This window comes from Arthrobacter sp. C2 (assembly GCA_024207135.1).
Taxonomy (GTDB): Bacteria; Actinomycetota; Actinomycetes; order Actinomycetales; family Micrococcaceae; genus Paeniglutamicibacter.
Genome location: CP042428.1, coordinates 1315630 through 1339245, shown reverse-complemented (window position 1 = coordinate 1339245; position 23616 = coordinate 1315630). Strand labels below are relative to the sequence as shown.

Annotated in this window: 19 protein-coding genes; 13 read left to right on the top strand and 6 right to left on the bottom strand. The window is 69.9% G+C overall.

All coding sequences use genetic code 11. The features are described 5' to 3' along the window. Positions 1-239 precede the first annotated feature (239 nt). Complete coding sequence (locus tag FPY90_RS06215) at positions 240-3032, bottom strand: aconitate hydratase (RefSeq protein WP_498684525.1); 2793 nt, start codon at positions 3030-3032, stop codon at positions 240-242. A 410-nt stretch (positions 3033-3442) separates the two neighbouring features. Between FPY90_RS06215 and FPY90_RS06210 the strand changes: the two genes are divergently transcribed. Then, positions 3443-3778 carry a cupin domain-containing protein gene (locus FPY90_RS06210; RefSeq protein WP_071213189.1) on the top strand — a complete coding sequence of 112 codons (336 nt, stop codon included), beginning with the start codon at positions 3443-3445 and terminating at the stop codon, positions 3776-3778. Between the two features lie 42 nt (positions 3779-3820). On the opposite strand, the gene FPY90_RS06205 is transcribed toward FPY90_RS06210, so the two are convergent. Continuing rightward, positions 3821-4843, bottom strand: coding sequence for a sugar phosphate isomerase/epimerase family protein (locus FPY90_RS06205; protein WP_498684523.1), 1023 nt, complete (start codon positions 4841-4843; stop codon positions 3821-3823). A gap of 110 nt (positions 4844-4953) precedes the next feature. Continuing rightward, positions 4954-5622, bottom strand: coding sequence for an ROK family protein (locus FPY90_RS06200; RefSeq protein ID WP_498684521.1), 669 nt, complete (start codon positions 5620-5622; stop codon positions 4954-4956). Positions 5623-5738: 116 nt separating this feature from the next. Between FPY90_RS06200 and FPY90_RS06195 the strand changes: the two genes are divergently transcribed. The 5 genes from FPY90_RS06195 (at position 5739) to FPY90_RS06175 (ending at position 11159) form a co-directional block, all read left to right on the top strand. Then, the gene (locus FPY90_RS06195; RefSeq protein WP_498684520.1) at positions 5739-6215 is read left to right on the top strand and encodes a hypothetical protein; all 477 of its coding nucleotides are present in this window, start codon (positions 5739-5741) and stop codon (positions 6213-6215) included. A gap of 77 nt (positions 6216-6292) precedes the next feature. Next, on the top strand, positions 6293-7831 hold the full coding sequence (locus FPY90_RS06190) for a sugar ABC transporter ATP-binding protein (RefSeq protein ID WP_498684517.1): 1539 nt from the start codon (positions 6293-6295) through the stop codon (positions 7829-7831). After that, positions 7828-8856: an ABC transporter permease gene (locus FPY90_RS06185; RefSeq protein ID WP_498684516.1), complete on the top strand. Its 1029-nt coding sequence runs from the start codon at positions 7828-7830 to the stop codon at positions 8854-8856. Before FPY90_RS06190 ends, FPY90_RS06185 begins: the two co-directional genes overlap by 4 nt. A 47-nt stretch (positions 8857-8903) precedes the next feature. Further along, positions 8904-9965, top strand: coding sequence for a substrate-binding domain-containing protein (locus tag FPY90_RS06180; RefSeq protein WP_498684514.1), 1062 nt, complete (start codon positions 8904-8906; stop codon positions 9963-9965). A 54-nt stretch (positions 9966-10019) separates the two neighbouring features. Then, positions 10020-11159, top strand: coding sequence for a Gfo/Idh/MocA family protein (locus tag FPY90_RS06175; protein ID WP_498684512.1), 1140 nt, complete (start codon positions 10020-10022; stop codon positions 11157-11159). Between the two features lie 97 nt (positions 11160-11256). Here FPY90_RS06175 and FPY90_RS06170 read toward each other — a convergent pair whose 3' ends face one another. Beyond that, a complete protein-coding gene (locus FPY90_RS06170) occupies positions 11257-11742 on the bottom strand; it encodes an immunity protein CdiI family protein (RefSeq protein ID WP_498684510.1) in 486 nt (161 codons plus the stop codon). Between the two features lie 166 nt (positions 11743-11908). Here FPY90_RS06170 and FPY90_RS06165 point away from each other — a divergent pair, with 166 nt between their 5' ends. From FPY90_RS06165 to FPY90_RS06145, 5 genes are all read left to right on the top strand, one after another. Then, positions 11909-12610: a DedA family protein gene (locus tag FPY90_RS06165; RefSeq protein ID WP_498684509.1), complete on the top strand. Its 702-nt coding sequence runs from the start codon at positions 11909-11911 to the stop codon at positions 12608-12610. Positions 12611-12858: 248 nt separating this feature from the next. Then, on the top strand, positions 12859-13251 hold the full coding sequence (locus FPY90_RS06160) for a GntR family transcriptional regulator (protein WP_498684508.1): 393 nt from the start codon (positions 12859-12861) through the stop codon (positions 13249-13251). Beyond that, on the top strand, positions 13248-14171 hold the full coding sequence (locus FPY90_RS06155) for an ABC transporter ATP-binding protein (RefSeq protein ID WP_498684507.1): 924 nt from the start codon (positions 13248-13250) through the stop codon (positions 14169-14171). Before FPY90_RS06160 ends, FPY90_RS06155 begins: the two co-directional genes overlap by 4 nt. After that, positions 14168-14863 (top strand): hypothetical protein, encoded by a 696-nt coding sequence (locus FPY90_RS06150; protein ID WP_498684506.1) that lies wholly within the window; start codon positions 14168-14170, stop codon positions 14861-14863. Before FPY90_RS06155 ends, FPY90_RS06150 begins: the two co-directional genes overlap by 4 nt. A gap of 144 nt (positions 14864-15007) precedes the next feature. Further along, the gene (locus tag FPY90_RS06145) at positions 15008-16006 is read left to right on the top strand and encodes a 3'-5' exonuclease (RefSeq protein ID WP_498684505.1); all 999 of its coding nucleotides are present in this window, start codon (positions 15008-15010) and stop codon (positions 16004-16006) included. A 65-nt stretch (positions 16007-16071) separates the two neighbouring features. Here the strand turns inward: FPY90_RS06145 and FPY90_RS06140 are convergent, their stop codons facing one another. Next, a complete protein-coding gene (locus FPY90_RS06140; protein WP_498684504.1) occupies positions 16072-18177 on the bottom strand; it encodes a bifunctional lysylphosphatidylglycerol flippase/synthetase MprF in 2106 nt (701 codons plus the stop codon). A 10-nt stretch (positions 18178-18187) separates the two neighbouring features. Beyond that, positions 18188-19189 carry an ADP-ribosylglycohydrolase family protein gene (locus tag FPY90_RS06135; protein ID WP_498684502.1) on the bottom strand — a complete coding sequence of 334 codons (1002 nt, stop codon included), beginning with the start codon at positions 19187-19189 and terminating at the stop codon, positions 18188-18190. A 79-nt stretch (positions 19190-19268) separates the two neighbouring features. On the opposite strand from FPY90_RS06135, the gene FPY90_RS06130 reads away from it, so the two are divergent. Further along, on the top strand, positions 19269-20435 hold the full coding sequence (locus tag FPY90_RS06130; RefSeq protein WP_498684500.1) for an exonuclease SbcCD subunit D: 1167 nt from the start codon (positions 19269-19271) through the stop codon (positions 20433-20435). Next, a complete protein-coding gene (locus FPY90_RS06125; RefSeq protein ID WP_498684498.1) occupies positions 20432-23605 on the top strand; it encodes an AAA family ATPase in 3174 nt (1057 codons plus the stop codon). The genes FPY90_RS06130 and FPY90_RS06125 overlap by 4 nt, the downstream gene beginning before the upstream one ends. The last annotated feature ends 11 nt before the right edge of the window (positions 23606-23616 follow it).

Below are 23616 nucleotides of genomic sequence, written 5' to 3'. Positions count from 1 at the left end.
GTTGCACCGGGATGGATTCCGGGCAGTCGTCGTTGCGCTGTGGCAGGACGTCCTTCCATTTGTCGAACCCGTCTGCCGTGGCCCGTGCGTGGGCCTCCCGGCTCGCCGAGCAGCCCGCGTGCAGCGAAGCCGGCATGCGGCGGACGGGGGAGTCGGCGGGTTCTTACGGCCGGCCGGATGGTGCCAGGGGCGCGGGCGGGCATCCTTCGCGATGAAGGAAGCCCGCCCGAAGATACCGCTCAGGCGTCGAGCAGCTGGCGCAACACGTATTGCAGGATGCCGCCGTGGCGGTAGTATGCCTCCTCGGCCGGGGTGTCGATGCGCACGGCCATGGTGATCTCACGGGCGGCGTCGCCGTCCTGGACGGTCACGGAGACCTCGCCGGGCAGCTTCTCGGTGCCCGCCAGCCCGGCGATCGAGTAGACTTCCTCGCCGGTCAGGCCCAGGGAGTCGGCGGTTTCCCCGTCGCGGAACTGCAGCGGAAGCACGCCCATGCCGATCAGGTTGGAGCGGTGGATCCGCTCGTAGGAGGTGGCCAGCACGGCCTTGACCCCCAGCAGCAGCGTGCCCTTGGCCGCCCAGTCCCGGGAGGAACCGGAGCCGTAGTCGGATCCGGCCAGCACCACCAACGGGGTGCCCTCGGCCAGGTAGGCGCTCGAGGCATCGAAGATGGTCGTGGTCTCGGTGCCCGGCAGATGCCGGGTGAAGCCGCCCTCGACGCCCGGGACCAACTTGTTGCGCAGGCGCACGTTGGCGAAGGTGCCGCGGATCATCACGTGGTGGTTGCCGCGCCGCGAGCCGTAGGAGTTGAAGTCCGCCGGGGCCACGCCCTTTTCCTGCAGGTACTTCCCGGCAGGGGAGTCCTTGCGGATCGCGCCGGCCGGGGAGATGTGGTCGGTGGTGACCGAATCGCCCAGGTTCACCAGCACCCGGGCGCCGGAGATGTCCTTGATGGGCTCGGGCTCCGGGCCCACCCCGTCGAAGTACGGCGGGGACTGCACATAGGTGGAGGACTCGTCCCAGGCGAATTGGTCACCCTCCGGGATGTGCATGGAGCGCCAGTTCTCGTCCCCGTGGTAGACGTCCGCGTACCCCTTGGTGAACATGGAGGCCTCGAGGTTCGCGTCGACGACCTCCTTGATTTCCGCGCTCGTGGGCCAGATGTCACGCAGGTACACCGGGTTGCCCTCGGTGTCCTCGCCGAGGGAGTCGTTGAGCAGATCCACGTGCATCGAGCCGGCCAGCGCGTAGGCGATGACCAGCGGCGGGGAGGCCAGGAAGTTCATTTTCACCTCCCCGTGGATCCGGCCCTCGAAGTTCCTGTTGCCCGAGAGCACCGAGGCGACCGAGAGGTCGTGGGAGTTCACCGCCTCGCTGATTTCCGGGATCAGCGGGCCGGAGTTGCCGATGCAGGTGGTGCAGCCGTAGCCGACCAGGTTGAAGCCCAGGGTTTCCAGGTAGGGGGTCAGCCCGGAGCGGTTGTAGTAGTCGGTGACCACGCGGGAGCCCGGGGCCAGGGTGGTCTTGACCCACGGCCTGGAGCGCAGCCCCTTCTCGACCGCCTTCTTCGCCAGCAGCGCCGCCCCGAGCATCACCGTGGGGTTGGAGGTGTTGGTGCAGGAGGTGATGGCCGCGATGACGACCGAGCCGTGGTCAAGGGTCTCGGAGTTGCCCCCGAGGTGGATCTTGGTGGGCTTGGACGGCCAGGTGATGGCCGGTTCCTCGTCGGCGTAGTTGTGCGGCGGCTCGTCGCGTTCGATCCGGGTGCTGATCGCCACCGGGTCGCTGGCGGGGAAGGATTCGGCCGAGGCGTCGTCCAGCCCTCCGGCGATGGCCTCCTCATGGGTGTCACCGGCCAGCAGCCGGCGCACCGCGCCCTGGGCCGCGGCCAGCGGGATGCGGTCCTGCGGGCGCTTGGGCCCTGCCAGCGAGGGCACCACGGTGCCCAGGTCCAGTTCGACGACCTGGCTGAAGTCCGGCACGTGCTCTGGATCGTGCCAGAGCCCCTGTTCCTTGGCGTAGGCCTCGACCAGCTTGACCTGGTGCTCGGCACGTCCGGTGAGCCGCAGGTAGTCAAGGGTCTCGGCGTCGATGGGGAACAGTGCACCGGTGGAGCCGTATTCGGGGGACATGTTCCCCAGCGTGGCGCGGGTGGCCAGCGGGACGTTGGCGACCCCGGGGCCGAAGAAGTCCACGAACTTGCCCACCACGCGGATCTTGCGCAGCAGCTCCGCGACGGTGAGCACCAGGTCGGTGGCGGTGGTGCCCTCGGCCAGTTCGCCGGTGAGCTTGAGCCCGACGACCTGCGGGATCAGCAGGCTCATGGGCTGGCCGAGCATCGCGGCCTCGGCCTCGATGCCGCCCACGCCCCAGCCCAGCACGCCCAGGCCGTTGACCATCGGGGTGTGCGAGTCGGTGCCCACCAACGTATCCGGGTAGGCGGCGGTGCCGTCGGGTCCCTCGCGGGTGAACACCACGCGGGAGAGGTATTCGAGGTTGACCTGGTGGCAGATCCCGGTGTCCGGTGGGACCACCAGGAAGTCGTCGAAGGAGTGTTGGGCCCAGCGCAGCAGCTGGTAGCGCTCCTGGTTGCGGGCGAACTCATAGTCGGCGTTGACGGAAAAGGCGTCGGAGCGGGCGAAGACGTCGGCGATTACCGAGTGGTCGATGACCAGCTCGGCCGGGATCAGCGGATTGACCTTTTTCGCGTCCCCGCCCAGGGCGGTCATCGCGTCGCGCATGGCGACCAGGTCCACCACGCAGGGCACCCCGGTGAAGTCCTGCATCAGCACCCGGGCCGGGGTGTACTGGATTTCGTTTGCCGCCTCGGCGGCCGGGTCCCAGGAAGCCAGCGCGTTGATCTGGTCCTTGGTGACCAGCCGTCCGTCCTCGTTGCGCAGCAGGTTTTCGAGCAGCACCTTGAGGCTGTAGGGCAGGCGTGCGGAGTTTTCGACGGCGTCGATGCGGTGGATCTGGTAGCTTTGCCCGTCGACGTCAAGGGTTGAGCGGGAATTGAAGGAGTTGCTGGACATGGAAGCGCGGTCCTCTCGGGAATGCCGCCGGCCGCCGTGCCGGAGGCCGGGTGCTGTGTGCTCGGTGGATGATGCCGGGTGCGTGCCTTGTTCCCTCGCCACCTCCAATCCCTGCATCGTGCCCGGAACATGCACCGGTGTCGGTCCGGGCCCCGACGCCGGGTTGCGCGGCACGAGGGGCCCGGGGGCACCGTGGGCCGACCCGCTCGCCGTGCCGTTGTTTGTGGTTCGCCGTGCCGCTGGAAATACGCGGCGGTTGCTTTCAACCTACCTCCGAAGCGGGGAATTGGCCATGGATCGCCGGGCCGGGCCGGGCCAGGCGCGCAGGGCGTTCCGGAAATGTTTCCTTGACCGGCCCGGGTCGCCCGGGCCATCCTTGGGCAGGAGAGATTGCCGGGGGAAGAAGGAACATGAAAAAGTTTTCGTTGACGGCCATCGCGCGCACCCAGATGCAGACCGCGGCCACGGTCTCGAGCGGGCGGGCGGCCAGCACCGTGTTCGGCGGGCACGAGCATACGCTGCGCCAGACGGTCATCGGCCTGGCCGCCGGCACCGAGCTGAAGGAGCACATCAATCCGGGGGAGGCGACGGTCATGGTGCTCAGCGGCCGGATCCGCCTGAACTCGGGAGGCGAGTCCTGGGAGGCGCGGACCGGGGACCTGCTGGCGATGCCCCCGGGCTATTCGCAGATCACCGCGCTGGAGGAATCGGGGCTGTTGCTCAGCGTCGCCAAGACCGACCGATAGGCCGGCGCGGGCGGCGCGCCCACCGGGGCGCCCCGGGACCGGCTAGCCCTGGTTGCTGAAGGCCGCGTCGAAGGAGGCCTCGGGCAGCTTCCACAGCAGCGAACGGACGAATTCCACGGCCTGGCCGGCCCCGTGCAGCCGGTCCATGCCGGCGTCCTCCCATTCGATGGAGATCGGCCCGGTGTAGCCGATCGACTTCAGCGCCCGGAACGCGTCCTCCCACGGCACGTCCCCGTGCCCGGTGGAGACGAAGTCCCAGCCGCGGCGCGGGTCTCCCCACGGCAGGTGCGAGCCCAGCACCCCGGCCCGCCCGTTGGGGGTGCGCATCCGGGTGTCCTTGCAGTCCACGTGGTAGATCCGTTCCTTGAAGTCCCAGATGAACCCGACCGGGTCGATATTCTGCCACATCATGTGGCTGGGGTCCCAGTTGAAGCCGAAGGCCTCCCGGTGCCCGATGGCCTCCAAGGCGCGGACGGAGGAGTGGTAGTCGTAGGCGATCTCCGAGGGGTGTACCTCGTGGGCGAAGCGCACACCCTGCTCGTCGAACACGTCCAGGATCGGGTTCCAGCGGTCGGCGAAGTCCTGGTAGCCGGCGTCGATGACCGAGGCGGGGACCGGCGGGAACTGCGCCACGTACGGCCAGATCTTTGACCCGGTGAATCCCACGACGGTGTCGACCCCGAGCTTGCGGGCGACCCGGGCGGCACGTTTCATGTCCTCGGCGGCGCGTTGGCGCACCCCCTCCGGATCCCCGTCGCCCCACGTGTAGTCGCGCACCAGCGCCTGGTGGCGGAAGTCGATGGGGTCGTCGCACACCGCCTGGCCGGTGAGGTGGTTGGAGATCGCGTAGACCGCCAGCCCGTGGCGCTGCAGGATCTCCAGCCGCGACCGGGCGTAGGCGTCATCCTCGTCGGCCCGCTTCAGGTCCAGGTGGTCGCCGGAGGCCGCGATCTCCAGGCCGTCGTAGCCCCAGGCGGCGGCATGCTCCGCCACCTGTTCGAAGGGCAGGTCGGCCCATTGGCCGGTGAACAGGGTGACGGGGTGGGTTGAACCGGTGGCGGTCATGTCGGTGATCTCCTGTGGCCTGGCCGTTTCCGGCCCCTGGGTGGTGGGTATGGTTCGGTGCGGCGGGTGGTTTCGGGTGGTTCCGGTGCCCGGTGCCCGGGGCGCTGCGGCTACCGCGCCGCGGCGGTGGGCTGCGGGGCCCCGTGCTGCTGGACCAGTTCGTCGACGGCGGCGGCCGAGAGCACGTGCTGGACCACCAGCATGCTCGCCCCGCGCACCCCGGCCATTTCCCGTGCGGCCGATCCGACGATGACCAGGTGCTGGGTGGCCAGCGGGGTGGAGCGGAAGTAGACCAGCTCGCGGACCCCGGCGATCACGTGTTCGCCGGCGTTGGCCAGCCGCCCGCCCAGCACGATCACCGAGGGGTTGAGCAGGTTCACGCACATCGCCAGGACGGAGCCGATGTCGCGCCCGGCCTGGCGCAGCACCGCGATGGCCGCGGTGTTGTTCGCCTCGGCCAGCTTCCCGACCTCCGAGGCGGTGGCCACCTCGATGCCGTAGCCGGCCAGGTTCCTGGCCACGGCCGGGCCACCGGCCAGTGCCTCGAGGCAGCCGGTGTTGCCGCAGCGGCACGGGGTGTTCGCGCCTCCCGGGACCTGGACGTGCCCCAGGTCGCCGGCGGAGCCCTGGGCACCGCGCTGCAGCTCGCCGCCGCTGATGATCCCGACGCCGATGCCGGTGGCGGCCTTGACGAAGATCAGGTTTTCGGTGTCCGGCCAGCTGAAGGACTGCTCGCCCAGGGCCATGATGTTCACGTCGTTGTCCACCAGCACCGGCACGTCGAAGGTGCTGGTGGATGGTGCCGGGGATGTCGTAGTCGTTCCAGCCGGGCATGATCGGGGGCTTGGTGGGCCGGCCGGTGGAATGCTCGACGGGGCCCGGGACGCCGATGGCGATGCCCGAGAGCGTCGCGGCGTCGCGTCCGTTGCGCTTCAGCAAGTCGCTGAAGCAGCGCACCACCCAGTCGAGCACCGGCACCGGGCCGGCAGTGATGTCGACGTCGGCGCGCAGGTGGTCGATGACGTTTCCGGCCAGGTCCGTCAGCGCGACGATGCCGTGGGCCGCACCAAGGTCGGCGGCCAGCACGGAGCGCGAGTCCGGGGCGAAGGCGAAGGTGGAGGGCGGGCGCCCGCCGGAGGAAACGGCGGGGCCGACGGCGCCGATGAGCCCGATGTCCAGCAGTGCGTCGACGCGTGCGGCGATCGTGGAACGGGAGAGGCCGGTGAGGCCGGCCAGCTCCGAACGGGTGCGGGGGCGCCCGTCGCGCAGATACTGGAACAGCTCTCCGGCACCCGTGCCGGGGATGGGTGGCTTGGGGGGAATCATCGACAATGCCATGGGACAAGTGAAGCATATCGGGCAGAAGATGTAGTCGCGGAAGCGACTAATGACGAATGTCTGGCAACTTTTGCTCGACAATAATCATAAGTCCGTGTAACGTCCATCACTATGAGCGACGACGAAGCCACAGGCACCGCCCCGCAGGGTGCGCACCTGCTCGAAATGCGGGGGATCGAAAAGCGGTTCCCGGGCATCATCGCCCTGCAGGACGTCTCTTTCGAGGTGTCCGCGGGCGAGGTCCACTGCCTGCTGGGACAAAACGGAGCCGGCAAGTCCACGCTGATCAAGGTGCTCGCCGGAGCCCACCAGCCCAACGAGGGCCAGATCCTGCTCGACGGCATGGAGGTGGGCTTCTCCAGCCCGGACGATGCGATCAAGGCCGGCATCGGCACCATGTACCAGGAGCTCGACCTGGTCGAATCCCTCACCGTGGCCGAGAACATCTTCCTGGGCCACGAGAAATCCCGCGGCGGCTTCAGCTCGCGCCGGGCCGAGCAGCTCGAGGCCGCGCGCCTGCTGGCCAGCCTCGGGCACCCGGAGATCTCACCCCTTCTCGAGGCCGGCGCACTCTCCGCGGCCGGCCAGCAGATCGTCTCCATGGCCCGGGCCCTGTCCCGGGAGGTGCGGCTGATCATCATGGACGAGCCCTCGGCGGTCCTGGACTCCGAGGAGGTGCGCAACCTCTTCGACACCGTCCGCAGGCTCACCGCCAGCGGCGTCGCGGTCATCTACATCTCGCACCGGCTCGAGGAGATCCGCGTGATCGGGGACCGCATCACCGTCCTGAAGGACGGCCGGGCCGTGGCCTCGAACCTCCCGGTGTCCGAAACCCCGAACGTCGAGCTCATCAAGCTCATGACCGGCCGCTCGATCACCAGCGTCTTCCCGCCGGTGGCGGCACCCGCGCCGGATGCCACCGAAATCCTCGCCGTCACCGACCTGGTCGTGGCCCCGGGGCACGACCCGATCTCCTTCTCCGTGCGCGCCGGGGAGGTGCTGGGGCTCGCCGGGCTGGTCGGCTCGGGCCGCTCGGAGATCCTGGGCGCCATCTACGGCACCACCAAGCCAGCCTCCGGAACCGTCGCCATCGACGGCAAGAGGCTGCGCCCCGGCTCGACGGTCTCGGCGGTGAACGCCGGCATGGGGCTGTGCCCCGAGGAGCGCAAGAGCCAGGCGCTGCTGCTCGATGACACGCTGGTCGCCAACTTCACCCTGGCCAGCATCGGGCGCTACGCCACCGCCGGGTTCACCAGCCAGCGGCGCGAATACCAGGCCAGCATGGAGCAGGTGCGGAACCTGGAACTGCGCCCGGCCGACCCCGCCCGCGAGGCCCGCACGCTCTCGGGCGGCAACCAGCAAAAGGTCGTGCTCGGGCGCTGGCTCTCCCACGGCTGCCGTGTGCTGCTGCTGGACGAACCCTCCCGCGGCGTCGACGTCGGGGCGCGCAGCGAAATCTACAACCTCATCGCCGGGCTTTCCCGCGCCGGCATCGCCATCGTCGTGGTCTCCAGCGAACTCGAGGAAGTCCTCGGGCTGTCCCACGAGGTGCTGGTCGTGTCCGAGAACCGGATCGTGCACCGGGCACCGGCCAGTGAATTGAGCGAACACCAGATTCTTGACCTCGTGATGGAAGGGACCACACTATGAGCACCTCGGCCCGAACCGAGCTGAAACCGGCGCCAAGCCTGCCTCCGCGGCGCAGCGCGATGAAATGGCTGCTGGATGCGGGCCTGCGCCGGAACATGGGGCTGATCCTGGCCCTGGTCCTGCTCGCGGTGCTGGGCACCGTCACCGCGGGGGACAGGTTCGCCGACTCCAACAACGTGATGACCATCGTGCGTCTGGCCGCGGTCACCGGAGTGGTCAGCATCGGCGCCACGTTCGTGATCACCATCGCCGGCATCGACCTGTCGGTCGGCGCGATCCTGGCGCTCTCGGCGGTCTGGGCGACGACCCTCTCCGGGCAGGCCTTCGCCGATTCCACCTCCTGGATCTTCATGGCGCTGACCGCCATGGGGGTGGGCGCCGCCGCGGGGCTGGTCAACGGCATCCTCATCGCCTACGGCAAGGTCGTCTCCTTCATCACCACGCTGGCCATGATGGCCGCGGCCCGCGGGCTGGCGGAGATCATCTCCGACAAGAAGACCCAGATCATCACCGTCGAGCCATTCCTCGAGGCGGTGGGCGGAAACCTCTTCGGGCTCCCGGTCATCGTGCTGGTCTTCATCCTCGTGGCGATCGGCGGGTGGGTGCTGCTGAACCGCACCACCTTCGGCCGGCGCACCTTCGCCATCGGAGGCAACCCGGAGGCCGCACGCCTGGCCGGCATCAAGGTCGAACGCCACACCATGGCCATCTACGCGCTCGCCGGGCTCTGCGCCGGCATCGGCGCGTTCATGCTCATGGCCCGCACCACCACCGGCAGCGCCACCCACGGCACCGGGCTGGAACTCGACGTGATCGCCGCGGTGGTCATCGGCGGCACCCTGCTCACCGGCGGCCGCGGCTCGATCTTCGGCACCGTGCTCGGCGTGCTGATCTTCTCCACGCTGACCAACATCTTCGCCCTGAACAACCTCTCGCTCTCGGTCCAGCTCGTCGCCAAAGGCGCCATCATCGTGATCGCCGTGCTGATCCAGCGCCAGCTGGCTGCCCGGCAGTCCCGCACCTGACCCGCACCACCCACACCCGCACCACACGCCGTTTCAAAGGAGAAGCAATGTTCAAGCCCACCGCAAGCCCGAAGAAGATGCTCGGGGCCGCAGCCCTGCTGGCCACCTCGGCGTTCATGCTCACCGCATGCGTCTCCAACGCCCCGGCCGAGTCCGCGCCCACCACCGGCGCCCCGGCCGCCGCAGCCGCCGCCGGCTCCAACGCCGAGGAAGGCAAGAAGGTCACCATCGGCTTCTCCGTTCCGGCGGCCGACCACGGCTTCATGGCCGCGATGACCGACCTGGCGGTGGAAACCGCCAAGGAATACCCGGACGTGGAGCTGAAGGTCGCCGAGGGCACCAACGACGTCAGCGTGCAGATCAGCCAGGTCGAGACCATGATCAACGACAAGGTCGACGCCATCGTGCTGCTGCCCTTCGACGGCGCCGCGCTGACCCAGGTGGCGCAGAAGGCCATGGACGCGGGCATCCCGGTCATCAATGTCGACCGCGAATTCAGCACCGCCCAGTCCTCCCGCGTCACCGTGCTGGGCGACAACTACGGCGTGGGCGTCTCGGCCGGGGACTTCATCTGCAAGGAGCTCGACGGCAAGAAGGACGCCAAGATCGGCGAGATCCCCGGCATCGACTCGCTGCCGCTGACCCAGGACCGCAGCCGCGGCTTCAAGGACGCGCTGAAAAAGTGCGGGCTGGAGGTCTCCAACAGGGTGCCCGCGGAATTCACCGTGGAATCCGGCGAGAAGGCCGCCTCCAACCTCTTGCAGGCCGCCCCGCAGCTCGACGCCATCTGGAACCACGACGACGACCAAGGCGTCGGGGTGCTGGCAGCCATCAAGGCCGCGGACCGCGACGAGTTCTTTATGGTCGGCAACGGCGGCTCGGCCAACATGATGCGCGAGATCCAGTCCGGCGACTCGGTGGTGAAGGCCACCACCGTCTACCCGGCCTACCAGGCGGCCGACGGCGTGCGCGTGGCCCGGCTCGTGGCCCAGGACAAGGCCCTCGGCGACCTGCTGGACATCGAGATCCCGCGCGAGATCGTGCTGTACGCGGCAGTGGTGACCAAGGAGAACGTCGAGAAGTACCTGCCGACGGCCTTCGAGTCCTAGGCACCGACGCAACACCGCACCACACACCGGCAGCACCGCACCTAGGAGTAATTGATGTCCAGAACCAGCCCGGCCCTCGGCGTGGCGGTGATCGGCCACTCGTTCATGGGCAAGGCCCATTCGCAGGCCTGGCGCAATGTCAACGCGACGTTCGAGACCCCGGAAGTGGCCATGCGCGTGCTGGTCGGGCGCAATGCCGCATCGCTCGAGGAGTCGGCACGGCGCTACGGATGGGAGGAATCAAGCACCGACTGGCGCGCGAGCATCCTGCGCGACGACGTGGACATCGTCGACATCTGCACCCCCGGGGCGCTGCACGCGCAGATCGCGCTCTTCGCCCTGGAACACGGAAAGCACGTGCTGGTGGAAAAGCCCTTGGCCAACACCGTGGCCGAGGCGCAGGCGATGGCCGGGGCGGCCGCCGCCGCGGCCGCCTCGGGGGTGGTCTCGATGCTCGGGTTCAACTACCGCCGGGTCCCGGCCCTCGCACTGGCCCGGGACCTGGTGGCTGCGGGCCGGCTCGGCGAGCTGCGCCAGCTGAACATCCGCTACTACCAGGACTGGCTGGTCGACGAGGCCGCGCCCATGAGCTGGCGGCTGCGCAGGGAAGAAGCCGGGTCCGGCGCCCTGGGGGACCTGGGCTCCCACGCGGTGGACCAGGTCCGCTTCCTGACCGGGGCGAATGTCAGCTCGGTCTCCGCCACCAGCCGGACCTTCGTCACCCGGCGCCCCGGCACCGCGGGGACGGAGGACGTCACGGTCGACGACGCGACCTGGTCGACGCTGGAACTGGACAACGGGGCGGTGGCCACGGTGGAGGCCACGCGCATGGCCACCGGGCGCAAGAACTCCTTCAGGATCGAGGCCTACGGCTCGCGCGGCTCCCTGGCCTTCGACCTGGAATCGCTGAACCACCTGCAGGTCTGCGACGCCGATGCCCCGACCGGCGAGCAGGGGTTCAAATCCATCCTGGTCACCGAGCCGGAACACCCCTATCTCGCGGGCTGGTGGCCGACCGGCCACGTGCTGGGCTGGGCCGACACCTTCATCCACGAGGTCCGTGACCTGCTGCTGGCCATCGAGGGCGGCACCCCTGCCTCCCCGTCCTTCGCCGACGGGCTCGAGGTCCAGCGCGTGCTGGCCGCGATCGAGGCCAGCGCCGCGGCCGACAGCGCCAGGATCCCCGTGTCTTGAAGCCCGCGGTTCCGGCGGCGAGACCGGGGCACGCGGATGGGAGTACGCCCGGCTAGTGTTCCGGGTTCCACCGGTCACCGGTGCGTGGGGCCTGCTTCTAGCCCCGGCGTTCACAGGGCTCGAGTTCCGTGCCGGACTGCGGGGCGACGGCTCGCAACCCTCCGTCCTCGGCCACGGAGGCACGTTCGAGGGCCCGGGCCTGCTCGGCTTCGCACAGCGCGGCGAAACAGGCGGCCGACGCCGGATTCGCGGCGTCCATCGGGCTATGGAAGTAGCGCGGCCTGGACCATTTCTCGTAACTGCGGAATTCGACGGCAAAACCGCTGCCCACTTCCGCGGCCAGGAGCCCGGCCAGTCGGTTGCCTTCAGCGGTGTAGGCCCGTGCGTGCGCCTTGGTGCGGAAGGCCTGGTCCTCGTCGAGGGATTCGTAGTACGCGAGCTCCCAGGCGCGCAACGCGGCCACGAGCTGCGCACCGAGTGCCGTGTCGGAGTAGTCGAGGGGTTCACCGAGCCACAGGACGGTGTCGGCGTGGTCCGGAAAAAGTCGAATGACCGGTGGACGGTTCGTGCGTTGGAGTGCCATCGGGCCAGCCTAACAAGTCTGCCGGCTCCGGAAGGTGCACCCTCCGTGAACGCCTGCGCGGACAGCTCCGGGGAGGCCCTTGCGCTGGTCCGCCACGTGAGGCATTGGACACATCGGGGCGTTGACCCCAGCGATTCTTCAGGGCCTTAAGAGACACTGAAACACAATGACTACCTTGATTGCGCTACAGGCCGCGACCGCCGACCCCTCCGGCGGAAGCCTGATCACCCGATTCGCCGACTGGGCGGTGCACCTGATGGAGGTCATCGGGGCGCCCGGCGCCGCGCTGGCCATCGCGCTGGAGAACCTCTTCCCGCCGCTGCCCTCCGAGGTCATCCTGCCTTTGGCCGGATTCACCGCCAGCCGCGGGTCCTTCACGCTGTTCGAGGCGTTGCTGTGGACCACGATCGGGTCGATCTTCGGTGCCTACGCGCTGTACTGGGTCGGCCGGGCGCTGGGCCGGGCGCGCACCCGGGCGATCTTCGGCTGGCTGCCGTTGGTGGACCTGGACGACGTGGACAAGGTCGAGGGCTGGTTTGACCGCAACGGATCCAAGGCCGTGTTCTTCGGCCGGATGATCCCGATCTTCCGCTCGCTGATCTCCATCCCCGCCGGCGTGACCAAGATGAACCAGGCCAAGTTCCTGGGCCTGACCGCGGCCGGGTCGCTGATCTGGAACTCCATCTTCGTGCTCTCCGGGTTCTACCTGGGCGAGAACTGGCACGTGGTGGAGGCCTACGCCGACGTCTTCCAGAAGCTCGTGATCGTGGTGGTCGCGGCGCTCGTCGTGCTCTGGGCCGTGCTGAAGATCCGCAAGTCGAGGGCGAAAAAGGCCGCGGCGCTGCAGGATGCGGACGCCGCCGAGTAGCAGCACCGCCCCACCGAGCCCCGGGCCCGGTCGCATGTCCCTGGAACCCCGAAAGGAATGCCAGGGACGTGCGGCCGGGCTTTTTGCTGCCCGGCGGGAGGCGGCGCGCGATGTCGCCCGCGTTTGGGCAGGTGGCCCGATTCCTGTTGACAACCGGTTCCCGCCGCCCTAGGTTAGTTACATGAGTAATGAACCACTGAACCAATCAGGCTCGTGGGATCGTTGCGTGTCAAGAAAGGCTGGTCGTCGTGAGCGCCATTGATGATTCGCGGCCGATCTTCATCCAGATCGCGGAACTGGTCGAGTCCGAGATTGTCGCCGGCACGATGGCCGAGGAAACGCAGGTCCCCTCGACCAACGAGTTCGCGGCCTACTACCGCATCAATCCGGCCACCGCGGCCAAGGGCGTGAACCTCTTGGTTGAGCGGGGAATCCTGTACAAGAAACGAGGCATCGGCATGTTCGTCTCCAGCGGCGCCCGCGAGAAATTGCTCCAGATCCGGCGCAGCGCCTTCCAAGTCCAATACATCCAGCCGCTGGCCCGCGAGGCGAGGAAACTCGGCATCGACGGGGACCAGCTCAGCGACATGGTCCGCCAATCACTGGCTGCGGCTGCAGCCGAAGGGAGTGTCATCCAATGAGGCACCCATCCGAGCCCGCCATCGAGGTGCGGAACCTGAAAAAGTCCTTCCGCGACGTCACCGCCCTTGACGGCGTCACGCTGGCCCTGGAGCCGGACCGCATCTACGGCCTGCTCGGGCGCAACGGGGCGGGCAAGACCACCCTCATGTCCATCCTCACCGGCCAGGGATTCCCCAGCAGCGGGGAGGTGCTGATCCACGGGACCGACCCCTACGAGAACGACGGGACACTCGCGCGGATCTGCTTCATCCGCGAATCCCAGAAGTACCCCGAGGACTTCACGCCCGCGCAGGCTTTCAAGGCCGCTGCGCTGTTCTTCGCGCACTGGGACCAGGAGCTGGCCGACGGTCTCGTGGCGGACTTCGCGCTGCCGCTGACGCGAAGGATCAAGAAGCTCTCGCGCGGGCAGCTCTCGGCCGTGGGCGTCATCATCGGCATGGCCTCGCGGGCGGAAATCACGGTCTTCGACGAACCCTACCTGGGGCTCGACGCGGTGGCCCGGCAGATCTTCTACGACCGCCTGGTCGAGGACTTCGCCCGGCACCCGCGCACCATCGTGCTCTCCTCCCACCTGATCGACGAGATCGCGAACCTGTTGGAGCATGTGGTGGTGATCGACAAGGGCCGGATCCTGCTCGACGAGGACGCCGATTCGCTGCGCGGTTCGGCCGTGGCGGTGACCGGGAACCGGGAGGCCGTCGAGGGCTTCATCGGCGGCTACCGCGTGCTGCACCGCGATGCGCTCGGCTCCCTGGCCTCGGTCACCATCCAGGGCAGGCTGGGGCAGACACAGCGCTCGATGGCCGCCGAGCTCGGGCTCGAGCTGTCCCCGGTGCCGCTGCAGCAATTGGTCGTGCGCACCACCATGGCCGCCCAGGCCGAAACCCCCCTCGAGAACCACCAGGAGGCCCTGAAATGAACCGCGTCATCAAGGTTGCGCGCATGCAGCTGATCAACAAATGGACGTTCCTGGGGATCCCGATGGCGATCCTGCTCGGATCGACCCTGCTGACCTTCGCCATTTGGGCGATGCTGCCTCCCGGTGCCCGGGAAGGGACCCTGTATTCCGGGTCCGGCCAGGCGGTCATGTGGTACTTTCTGGCGCTGGGCATCCAGTCGCTGACCTACACCTTCCCGTTCTCGCAGGCCATGAGCGTGTCCAGGAGGACCTTCTACCTGGGCACGCTGGGGCTGTTTGCCGCGATCGCGATGGCCTACTCGATCCTCTATTACCTGCTGGGGCTGGTGGAAAAGGCCACCGGCGGCTGGGGCTTCAACGGCCAGCTCTTCGCGCTGGACTGGATTGCCGGCAACCACCCCGTCATCCAGGTCCTGTTCTACTTCGTGGCGATGGTGCTGCTGTTCATGATCGGGTTCTGGGGCGCCACGGTGTACCTGCGCTGGAAGGCCACCGGCCTGCTGGTTGCGGGCATCGGGGTGGCGGCGCTGCTGCTGGGCGTGCTCGCGGCGGTGGGCCTGAACGACGCCTGGCCCCAGGTGGGAGCCTGGTTCGCCGCCATGCAGGTGCTGGGCCTGTCGATCGTGCTGGGCCTGGTGTGCGTGGCGCTGGCCGGCGGCTCCTACCTGACGCTGCGCCGGGCCACGACCTAGGCGAGGCGCACCGTGCGAACCCCGGCGGGACAAGGGCTGCGACCCTTCTCGCCGGGGTTCGCCGTGCCGTGTGCGGTGTCATTCGCGCCACATGCCCGGGTCGCGGTGCCCGAGGTGCGGGGGATCGACGGTATCCTTTGGTGCGTGGCCCTGGACTTTACATCGATCGACTTTGAAACCGCCAACGGATTCCGTGGCTCCGCCTGCAGCGTCGGGCTCAGCCGGGTGCGCAACGGCACCATCGTCGAGGAGGCCTCCTGGCTGATGCGCCCGCCGGAGGGATTCGACCACTTCGATCCGCGCAACGTGATGATCCACCGCATCACCGCGGACATGGTCGCCGAGGCCCCGCGCTTCGGGGAACTGTTCACCCCGATGGCCAACTTCATCGGCACCGACACCCTCGTGGCGCACAACGCCGCCTTCGACCTCGGCGTGATCCGCTCCGCGCTGGAGGTCTCCGAACTGGCCGGCCCGGCCTTCGACTACGCCTGCACCGTGAAGATGTCCCGGCGCACCTACGAGCTCTCCTCCTACTCGCTGCCCTTCGTGGCCGAGGAGGCCGGCTCGCCGATGGAAAACCACCACGACGCGCTGGCCGACGCCCGGGCCTGCGCCAACATCATGATCGACATCGCCCGCCGCCAGGACGCCGGGGATGTGGCCGCGGCCGCCGAGGCGCTGAAGGTGAAGATGGGCTTCGCCCCGGCCTACGTGCCCGGCGACCAACTGTCCAAGGCCACCCGCGACGCCCGGGGCTGGGCCGCCAGCGGGAACCGCGTGCCGGTGCAGCCCGAGTGGGCCGCGTGGCCGCAGGAGGGCGAGGACCGCACCGCAAACCCGCAGGCCGACCCGGCGCACCCGCTGTACGGGGAGATGGTGGTGTTCACCGGGAACCTGCGCATCTCGCGGCAAGTCGCCAAGGACCGCTCCGCCGAGCGCGGGGCGAACACCGCCAGCCGGGTCACCCGCGCCACCACGGTGCTGGTGGTCGGCGACGGCTTCGTGCCCGAGGACCTGTCCACCGGCCGGCTCACCGGCAAGGCCAAGCGGGTGCTGCGCCTGCAGGAGGCCGGGCAGCGCGTGGCGATCCTGTCCGAGGGCGAATTCCTGCAGCTGATCGACGGCTTCGACGCCGCCTGAGCCGGCCGGCTCCGCGCGCGTGCGTGTCCTCGCGCGCGGGCGCGCGCGCGAGTGGCCGCCGCTGCCTAGCGCCTTCCGCGCAGCACGCGCAGCGCGCCGAACCCCTCGCGCGCCAGCTGCCCCACGCTGGCCTCGGGCAGGTATGCCCGGGCCAGCGCCCCGGCGATCCGCGGCAGATCCGACTCGTCGCGGTACACCAGGTACATCGGCACGATGCGCGGGGAAAACTTCGCCTTGAACGCGTGCAGGGACCCGAACCCGTAGACCGGTTCCAGGGCCCTGGCCAGCGCGGCGAGCACCCGGTCCACCGGTTCGGTCCCCGCGCCGTGCACGGCATGGGCCAGCGGCGCCCCGGACAGCGAGGCGAAGGCGGCTCCCTCGGCGGAAAACGTGCGCAGCGAGGAGGCGATGAGGAACTCCATGACCGGCCCGAACCCGCCCTCGCGCCGGCGCATCAGATCCAGCGTCCACCCGACCACGGTTCCCCCGGCGCCATGCACCGGCAGCCAGGAGAGGAATCCCTGGACGGTGCCGTCGGGATCCTGCGCCAGGGCCACGCGCACCGCCGGGTCCGCGGCCTCGGCCAGGGTGCCCAGGGTGAAGCGCATCGGCGGCAGCGACTTGTCCCCGGCCCAGGACTCGGAGATCTCCTCCAGCGCAGCGCGCACCGGCTCCGGCTCGTCGATCAGCGCCGTCAGCCGGAAGGACACCTGTTCGCGGGCCGCGCGGTTCAGCGCCGTGCGCACATCGGACCACGCCTTGCCGGCGAATTCCAGGTGCGCCAGCTCGATGACGGTGTCCTCGGCGATCTGCATGCTGCGGAAGGCATCGACCGGCGCCGCCGGGGCCGCGGTGACCGAGAAGAAGCAGGGGACCAGCCCGGCTCCCTCGGCCGCCCGGGCGAAGTCGAGCATCGCCGCATCCCGGTCGGCGGCCGGGCCCACCGGGTCGCCCAGGGCGATCGCGCAGCCGGCATGCACCTGGTAGGCCAGCAGCGATCCGCCCGGGGATCGGCGGTGCGCGTTCCCCTCCCAGGTCCCCATCCAGGACAGCGTGCCCCCGCCGTGGCGCTTGAGCTCGGTGACCACCTCGGGGCGGGAGATCGGTTCGGCATGCGCATCGGCCGGCAGCTTCCGCACGGGCCGCAGGCCAAAGGCCCGCCAGCAGACCACCAGGTAGCCGAGCATCAGCACCCACAGCCCGGCCAGGGCGGCGGCCAGCGAGGCCAGGTGCGCCTGGGGCAGCTGCGGGCCCATGGTCACCACCAGGGTGATCCCCAGGGCGCCGCGCAGCACGTTGAGCACCGCCAGCACCAGGGCGCCGACCAGGGCGATGCGCCGCCCGTTGCGCAGCCCGCGGGCCAGGGCGATGGCCAGCGCCGCGTCGATGAGCACCGCGATGTGCCCGCCGCCGGCCCGGGTGGGCCCGAAGGGTCCGTGCGTGGGCACCACGAGGGTCAGGATCTGGACGAAGACCAGGCCCAGCAGGCCCGCCCAGGCGATGAAGCGCTGCTCGCGCACATTGGGCCGGGACATGCTGCGGTGCTTGAGGATCAGCACCAGCAGGATCGCGGCACTGTGTTCCAGGTCGGAGATCTCTCCCACCAGCGTGGTGCCCAGCACCGCGAAGGCCAGCAGCAAGAATTGCCAGCGGCCGCGCCATGGCTGGCGCACGTGGCAGGCCGCGAGGGCCAGGCAGGCGAACATGCCCCCGGAGGGCCCGGCGTCGACGTCGTTGGCCAGCGCATCGATCCACTCGGAGCCCAGGTCGCGGAAGAGCAGCAGGACGGCGGCGGTCAGCAGGACCGAGGCGATGTGGCCGCCGAAGAATGCCAGCACCGCGGTGCGCGTGCCTCGGGTGGCTTCGAGCCAGCCCACGGACAGCGGGATCAGCAGCAGCACGCTGAGGTAGGCCACGGGTTCGGCCAGGAAGAACATGCCGCTGAGCGTGGTCAGCCAGTTCCCGGAGCTGAAGGAGGGCAGCCCGTAGGACAAGGCGGCGAACCATGCCCGGTGCGAGATGTCTTCGAGCAGGGCGCCGGTCGCGATCCCGCCGCCCAGCACCACCAGCCACAGCACCGCGGTGAACGGGGCCGCGGCGATGGCCCCGCGCACCGCGCGCAGCATCGAGCCCCACCGGGTGGGGGCGGCTGCCGGGTGCGCGGTCGGCATCGGTGTTCCGCTACTGCCCGGCGGTCAGGGCCATCCAGCGCTCGTGCATGGCGTCGAGGACCGGGTCGATCTCCGAGGCCGGGCGGTGGGCCACCGCATCGGTGCCCAGCACCGCTGCCAACAGCGTGGTGGCAAACGCGGCGGTCTCCACGTCGGGCTCCTCGCCCAGGGCCTCGAAGAGCGCGTCGTAGGCGGCCTTCGGTGCGGTGTGTGCCAGCGCGTTGCGCACGTACGTGACGGCCCGGAAGAGCCCGGCCCCGGCGGTGTTCACCGGTTCCCGGTCCGGCGTTTCGCCGGCCGTCGCTTCGTCGCTGTGCCGCTCGGCGGAGTCCGACGCGTTGGCGTCCGCCTCGGTGCCCTGCGCCTCGTCGTCGGCGGGTTCCTCGAGGGCGAATTCCTGCACCAGGGCCGCCCAGCGGTCCACGGAACTGGTCCCGGATTCCAGGGCGGCGCGCACCACCAGGGCCGCGGCCCCGGCAGCCCGGTGGGCGGCGGGCGACCCGTGGGTCAGTGCCGCGGCGTCGGTGGCGATCTTGGCCGTGGTGGCCTCATCGACCCGCGGCAGCAACGCCACGAACGCGGCGCGGGTGAGCACCCCGGTGGTGTCGGCCTGCGGGAAGAGCGGGCGGCCCACCGAGGCCATGTCGCGGTTGTCCAGGGCCAACAGGTTCTGCGAGTCGCCCGTGGCCAGGGCCGGGGAGCCGGCGAAGGCCTCATCGATCCAGCGCGGCTGCGGCTCGGGTGCGCCCTCGGGGAAGGACTTGTTCACCAGCTTGTACCAGCGCAGCGCGGCCAGCCACATGCACGCGGCCTCGTCGGAGGCCACGCCGTCGTGGGCCCATTCCAGGGCCTCGAGCAGCCCGTCGAGCAGGTACAGGGCCAGGGTCTCGGTTTCGCCGGGCTCCTGCGCATCGCGGGCATGGGCCGCGCCGTCGGCCGCGGCCAGCAGGACCCCGAAGACACGGTCGGAAAAATCGGCGGGAAGCGCGTACTGATCAGTTGATTCACTCACGGAAGCAAGTCTAGTGGTTTTGCACCGGCGGGCCGGGCCGAATACCAACTCGTGGCCGCCGCTGGCTACTGTGGAACCCATGCGTATCTTGCACACCTCCGACTGGCACCTGGGCCGCTCCTTCCACCAGGCCTCGCTGCTTGGGGCCCAACGTGAATTCGTCGACCGGCTCGTGGCGACCATCGAGGCCGAGGCGGTCGATGTGCTGCTGGTGTCCGGGGACGTCTACGACCGGGCGCTGCCCTCGGTGGACGCGGTGAAGCTCTTCGACGACACCCTGGTGCGGCTGCGCGACACCGGGGTGCGCATGGTCGTCACCAGCGGGAACCACGACTCGGCGCTGCGCCTGGGCTTCGGCTCGGCGCTGCTGGAACATGCCGGGCTGCACCTGCGCACCCGGGTCGCGGACATCGCCAAGCCCGCGGTGTTCGCCGGCGACGGGTTTGAGGTGGCCGTCTACGGGCTGCCCTACCTGGAGCCGCGCATGGTCGCCGAGTCCCTGTCGGTCACCGAGCCCGGGCACCCGCCGGTGGTTTCCGCCGCCCTCGAACGGGTCCGCGCGGACCTGGCCGAACGCCAGGAAGCCGCAAGCGTCCCGGTGCACGGGATCGTGCTGGCGCACGTCTTTGCCGCCGGGGGCGCCGGATCGGATTCGGAGCGCGAGCTGAGCATCGGCGGGCTGGACATCGTGCCCACCTCCTTCTTCTCCGACTTCGCCTACGCGGCCCTGGGCCACCTGCACGGTCGGCAGACCCTGGGGCACAACGTGCGCTATTCCGGTTCCCCGATCCCCTACTCGTTCTCCGAGGCCGGGCACTCCAAGGGCGCCTGGCTGCTGGAGCTGGGCCCTAAGGGGCTGGGGGAGGTGCGCGGCATCGACTGGCCCGCATCCAAGGAGCTGCGCATCCTCAGGGGCAAGATCGATGAGCTGCTCACCGAGCCGGCCTACGCCTCGGCGCAGGACGCCTGGTGCCAGATCACCCTGACCGACACCCACCGGCCCGCCGGTGCCATGGAGCGGCTGCGCGGCCGCTTCCCGGACACCCTGGTGCTGAACTTCGAACCCGAGGACAGGGCGGAGGATCCGCACCACTCCTATGCGCAGCGGCTGGCCGCCGCCACCTCCCCGGTCCAGGTCTGTGCCGGATTCGTCGACCACGTGCGGATGCGGCCCCTGAGCGAGGCCGAGGAAGAACTGGTGGTCTCCGTGCTGGACCAGGTCAAGAGCGAAAAGGTGCAGGCATGAGGGTGCATTCGCTGCAGCTGCAGGCCTTTGGCCCCTTCGCCAAGCGCGCCACCATCGACTTCGACGCGCTCTCCGAGGCCGGGATCTTCCTGCTCAACGGGGAGACCGGCGCCGGGAAGACCAGCGTGCTGGACGGGATCTGCTACGCGCTCTACGGCTCGCTGCCCGGGGTGCGGACCGGGTCCAAGTCGCTGCGCAGCGACCACGCGGCCCCCGATGCGGTGCCGGAGGTCATCTGCGAGTTCTCCACCGGCGGGAGGCGCTTCGAGGTCACCCGCTCCCCGGCGTGGGAACGGCCCTCGGCCCGCAGCAAGAACGGCTTCACCACCGCCCAGGCCCAGTCCCGGCTGCGCGAACGCATCGACGGGACCTGGGTGGAGAAATCCACCCGCAACGACGAGGTCGGGCAGCTGCTCACCGAGGTGCTGGGGCTGGACCGGGAGCAGTTCACCAAGGTCGCGATGCTGCCCCAGGGCGCCTTTGCCGCGTTCCTGCGCGCCAAGGACAAGGACCGCGAGGACCTTTTGCGCTCGCTCTTTGACACCAGCGAGTACGCGGCGACCGAGCGGATCCTGGGCGAGCGGCTCACCGCCGCCCGCGCCGAGGCCGAGGAGGCAGCGCGCGCCCGCACCACCACGCTCCAGGCGCTGGTGGCCGACGCCGAGACCACGCTGTTCGCGGGTGTCCACGACGCCGAAACCGGGAAAACCGTCGAGGACCACGGGCAGGACCCCGGGGAAGGCACGGCACCGGATGCCGGGCTGCCGCCCGAGGCCCGCGAACACCTGCAGGCCGGGGAAGACGCGGAGCTAGGCGCCGTGCTGCGCGAACGCGTCGCCACCACCCGCACCGCGCTGGGCGAGGCGCGGGCCTCGGCCGAGGCTGCGCTCGCCGCGGCCCACAAAGCCCGGACCGCACTGGATGAGCGGGCCACCCGGCACCGCCAGCTGGCCGAGCTGTCAATCCTGCGCGCATCCCACGAGGACCGCGCCGAAGAGATTTCCGCACTCGGGGCGCTGCTGGAGGCCGACGCCCGCGCCGTAGGCCTGCGCCCGTACCACCAGCAGCTGCTCGACGCCCGGAGCAAGACCGAGAAGGCCCAGCACCGGCTGGCCGACGCGGTGTCCGCGATCGAATCCGGCGAGGCCCGGACGGCACTGGATGCCCGGGACCCCGTCATCGAAACCCTGCTCGCCGCCGCGCACAGCGAGGAGCCAGAAGCCCAGTCGCTCGAGGCCCTGGGCGGGCATGCCGGCGACGCGGCCAAGGACTCCCGTGCCGCTGCGGCCCTGATCGAGGCCGCGCTGCCCGAGGAAGCCGAACTGGCCCAGGCACGCCGGGACATCGACACCCTGCAGGAGGACATCGAGGCCGGCACCCTCAAGCAGGCGGAGCGTTCCACCCGCATCCAGGCACTCGGGGACCAGCTCCCGGTCCTGCGCACCCGGAACGCGGAACTGGCCGCGCTCGCCGAATCCGCACCGGGCCTGGAATCCGCGGTCCGGCTTGCCACCGAACGCCGTGACGCCGTCGCCGCACGCACCGAGGCGGAAAAGGCGCAGGTCACCGCGCACAGCGCCTGGAACAAGGCACGCACCTCAACCCTTGAGGCGCGGGAGCGGGTCGCCGCACTGGTCGCGCTGCGGCTGGAGCAGTCGGCCGCGGCACTGGCCTGGGAACTGGTCGACGGGGAACCCTGCCTGGTGTGCGGATCGACCACGCACCCGGAACCGGCCATCCTGCCAGAGGGCGAACTGATCGGGGCCCAGGACATCGAGGCGGCCCAGGCGCTGCTGGCCACGGCGGAAAAGACCGAGGAGAAACACCGCACGGCGCTGAAGCAGGCGGACACCGCCCTGGATGTCGGCCGCGGCAAGATCGGCGAGCTCTCGACCCAGGAGGCGGAGGCCGAGCTGAAGACGGCCACCGACGCGCACGCCCAGGCGTTGGCCTCGACGGGAGAATCCGCCGCCGCGGCCCGGGCGCTGGAAACGGCCGAAACCGAACTCGAAGCCCTGAAAGCGGCACTGGCCTCGGCCGCCACCGCACTTGAGGTCGCGGCCGCCAGGAAGCAGGCCGAGGAGGCGAAGGCCACCAATCTCGCCGCACGGCTGGCCAAGCTGGGCAGGGACGGCCAGTCCCTCACCGAACGCCACCTGGCCCTGTCCGCAGCCGCGAAGTCCCTGGAAACGGTGGCCGGCGCGGTGCAGGTGCGCCTCGACGCGGGCACCGCCCTGGAGGATGCGCGGCTCCTGTGGGCGGGCAAGCTGGCCGAGATCGGCGCGGCGGACACCGCCGCCTGGAAGGAGCTGCAGCTGGACGATGCCAGGAGATCCACCGAGCAGGCACGGGTGCGCGAGCACAACGACGCGGCCGTGCGCATCAAGACCCTGGCCGAGGCGCCGGGGATCGAGCTGGCCCGCACCGAGGCCGCCGAAGGCATCGGCGCCCCGGACGAGGATGACATCGAGGCCGCCGGCCAGGCCATGGCCCGGGGCGCGGCGGCACGCGACGGCCTGCTGGCCCGCGAGGCGGTGCTCGCCAGCTACGCCGCACGCCTGGAAACCGCCCTTGAACGCCTGGCCGCGCTGGCCGTGGAGGCCGGACCGGTCGTCGAACGCTTCGAGACGCTCAAGGGCATCGCCGACCTGGCCCGCGGCGCGGGGGAGAACCGGCTGAAGATGACGCTGAGCACCTACGTGCTGGCGGCCCGGCTGGAGTCGGTGGCGCTGGCGGCGACCGAGCGGTTGCTGGCGATGACCGGCGAACGGTACTCGCTGGTCCACGACGACACCCCGCGGGGCAACAACAAGTCCGGGCTGGGCCTGCAGATCCTTGATTCCTGGACCGGGGTGCGGCGCGACACCCAGACGCTCTCGGGCGGGGAGTCGTTCATGGCCTCGCTGTCCCTGGCCCTGGGGCTGGCCGACGTGATCCAGCACCAGAGCGGCGGCATCGACATCGAGACGCTCTTCGTCGACGAGGGCTTCGGCTCCCTGGATGCCGAGACGCTCGAGGAGGTCATGGACGCGCTGGAGAACCTGCGCAGCGGCGGACGGGTCATCGGGGTCGTCTCGCACGTTGCGGACATGAAGCAGCGCATCACCACCCAGCTCAATGTGCACAAGTCACGCACGGGTTCCACGGTGTCGATGCAGGCGGGGGTGTGACCGGGACCCTT

Coding starts and splice junctions, on each gene's coding strand:
- FPY90_RS06215 (WP_498684525.1), bottom strand. CDS start 3,032: ATGTCCAGCAACTCCTTCAATTCCCGCTCAACCCTTGACGTCGACGGG.
- FPY90_RS06210 (WP_071213189.1), top strand. CDS start 3,443: ATGAAAAAGTTTTCGTTGACGGCCATCGCGCGCACCCAGATGCAGACC.
- FPY90_RS06205 (WP_498684523.1), bottom strand. CDS start 4,843: ATGACCGCCACCGGTTCAACCCACCCCGTCACCCTGTTCACCGGCCAA.
- FPY90_RS06195 (WP_498684520.1), top strand. CDS start 5,739: ATGCCCGAGAGCGTCGCGGCGTCGCGTCCGTTGCGCTTCAGCAAGTCG.
- FPY90_RS06190 (WP_498684517.1), top strand. CDS start 6,293: ATGAGCGACGACGAAGCCACAGGCACCGCCCCGCAGGGTGCGCACCTG.
- FPY90_RS06185 (WP_498684516.1), top strand. CDS start 7,828: ATGAGCACCTCGGCCCGAACCGAGCTGAAACCGGCGCCAAGCCTGCCT.
- FPY90_RS06180 (WP_498684514.1), top strand. CDS start 8,904: ATGTTCAAGCCCACCGCAAGCCCGAAGAAGATGCTCGGGGCCGCAGCC.
- FPY90_RS06175 (WP_498684512.1), top strand. CDS start 10,020: ATGTCCAGAACCAGCCCGGCCCTCGGCGTGGCGGTGATCGGCCACTCG.
- FPY90_RS06170 (WP_498684510.1), bottom strand. CDS start 11,742: ATGGCACTCCAACGCACGAACCGTCCACCGGTCATTCGACTTTTTCCG.
- FPY90_RS06165 (WP_498684509.1), top strand. CDS start 11,909: ATGACTACCTTGATTGCGCTACAGGCCGCGACCGCCGACCCCTCCGGC.
- FPY90_RS06155 (WP_498684507.1), top strand. CDS start 13,248: ATGAGGCACCCATCCGAGCCCGCCATCGAGGTGCGGAACCTGAAAAAG.
- FPY90_RS06150 (WP_498684506.1), top strand. CDS start 14,168: ATGAACCGCGTCATCAAGGTTGCGCGCATGCAGCTGATCAACAAATGG.
- FPY90_RS06140 (WP_498684504.1), bottom strand. CDS start 18,177: ATGCCGACCGCGCACCCGGCAGCCGCCCCCACCCGGTGGGGCTCGATG.
- FPY90_RS06130 (WP_498684500.1), top strand. CDS start 19,269: ATGCGTATCTTGCACACCTCCGACTGGCACCTGGGCCGCTCCTTCCAC.
- FPY90_RS06125 (WP_498684498.1), top strand. CDS start 20,432: ATGAGGGTGCATTCGCTGCAGCTGCAGGCCTTTGGCCCCTTCGCCAAG.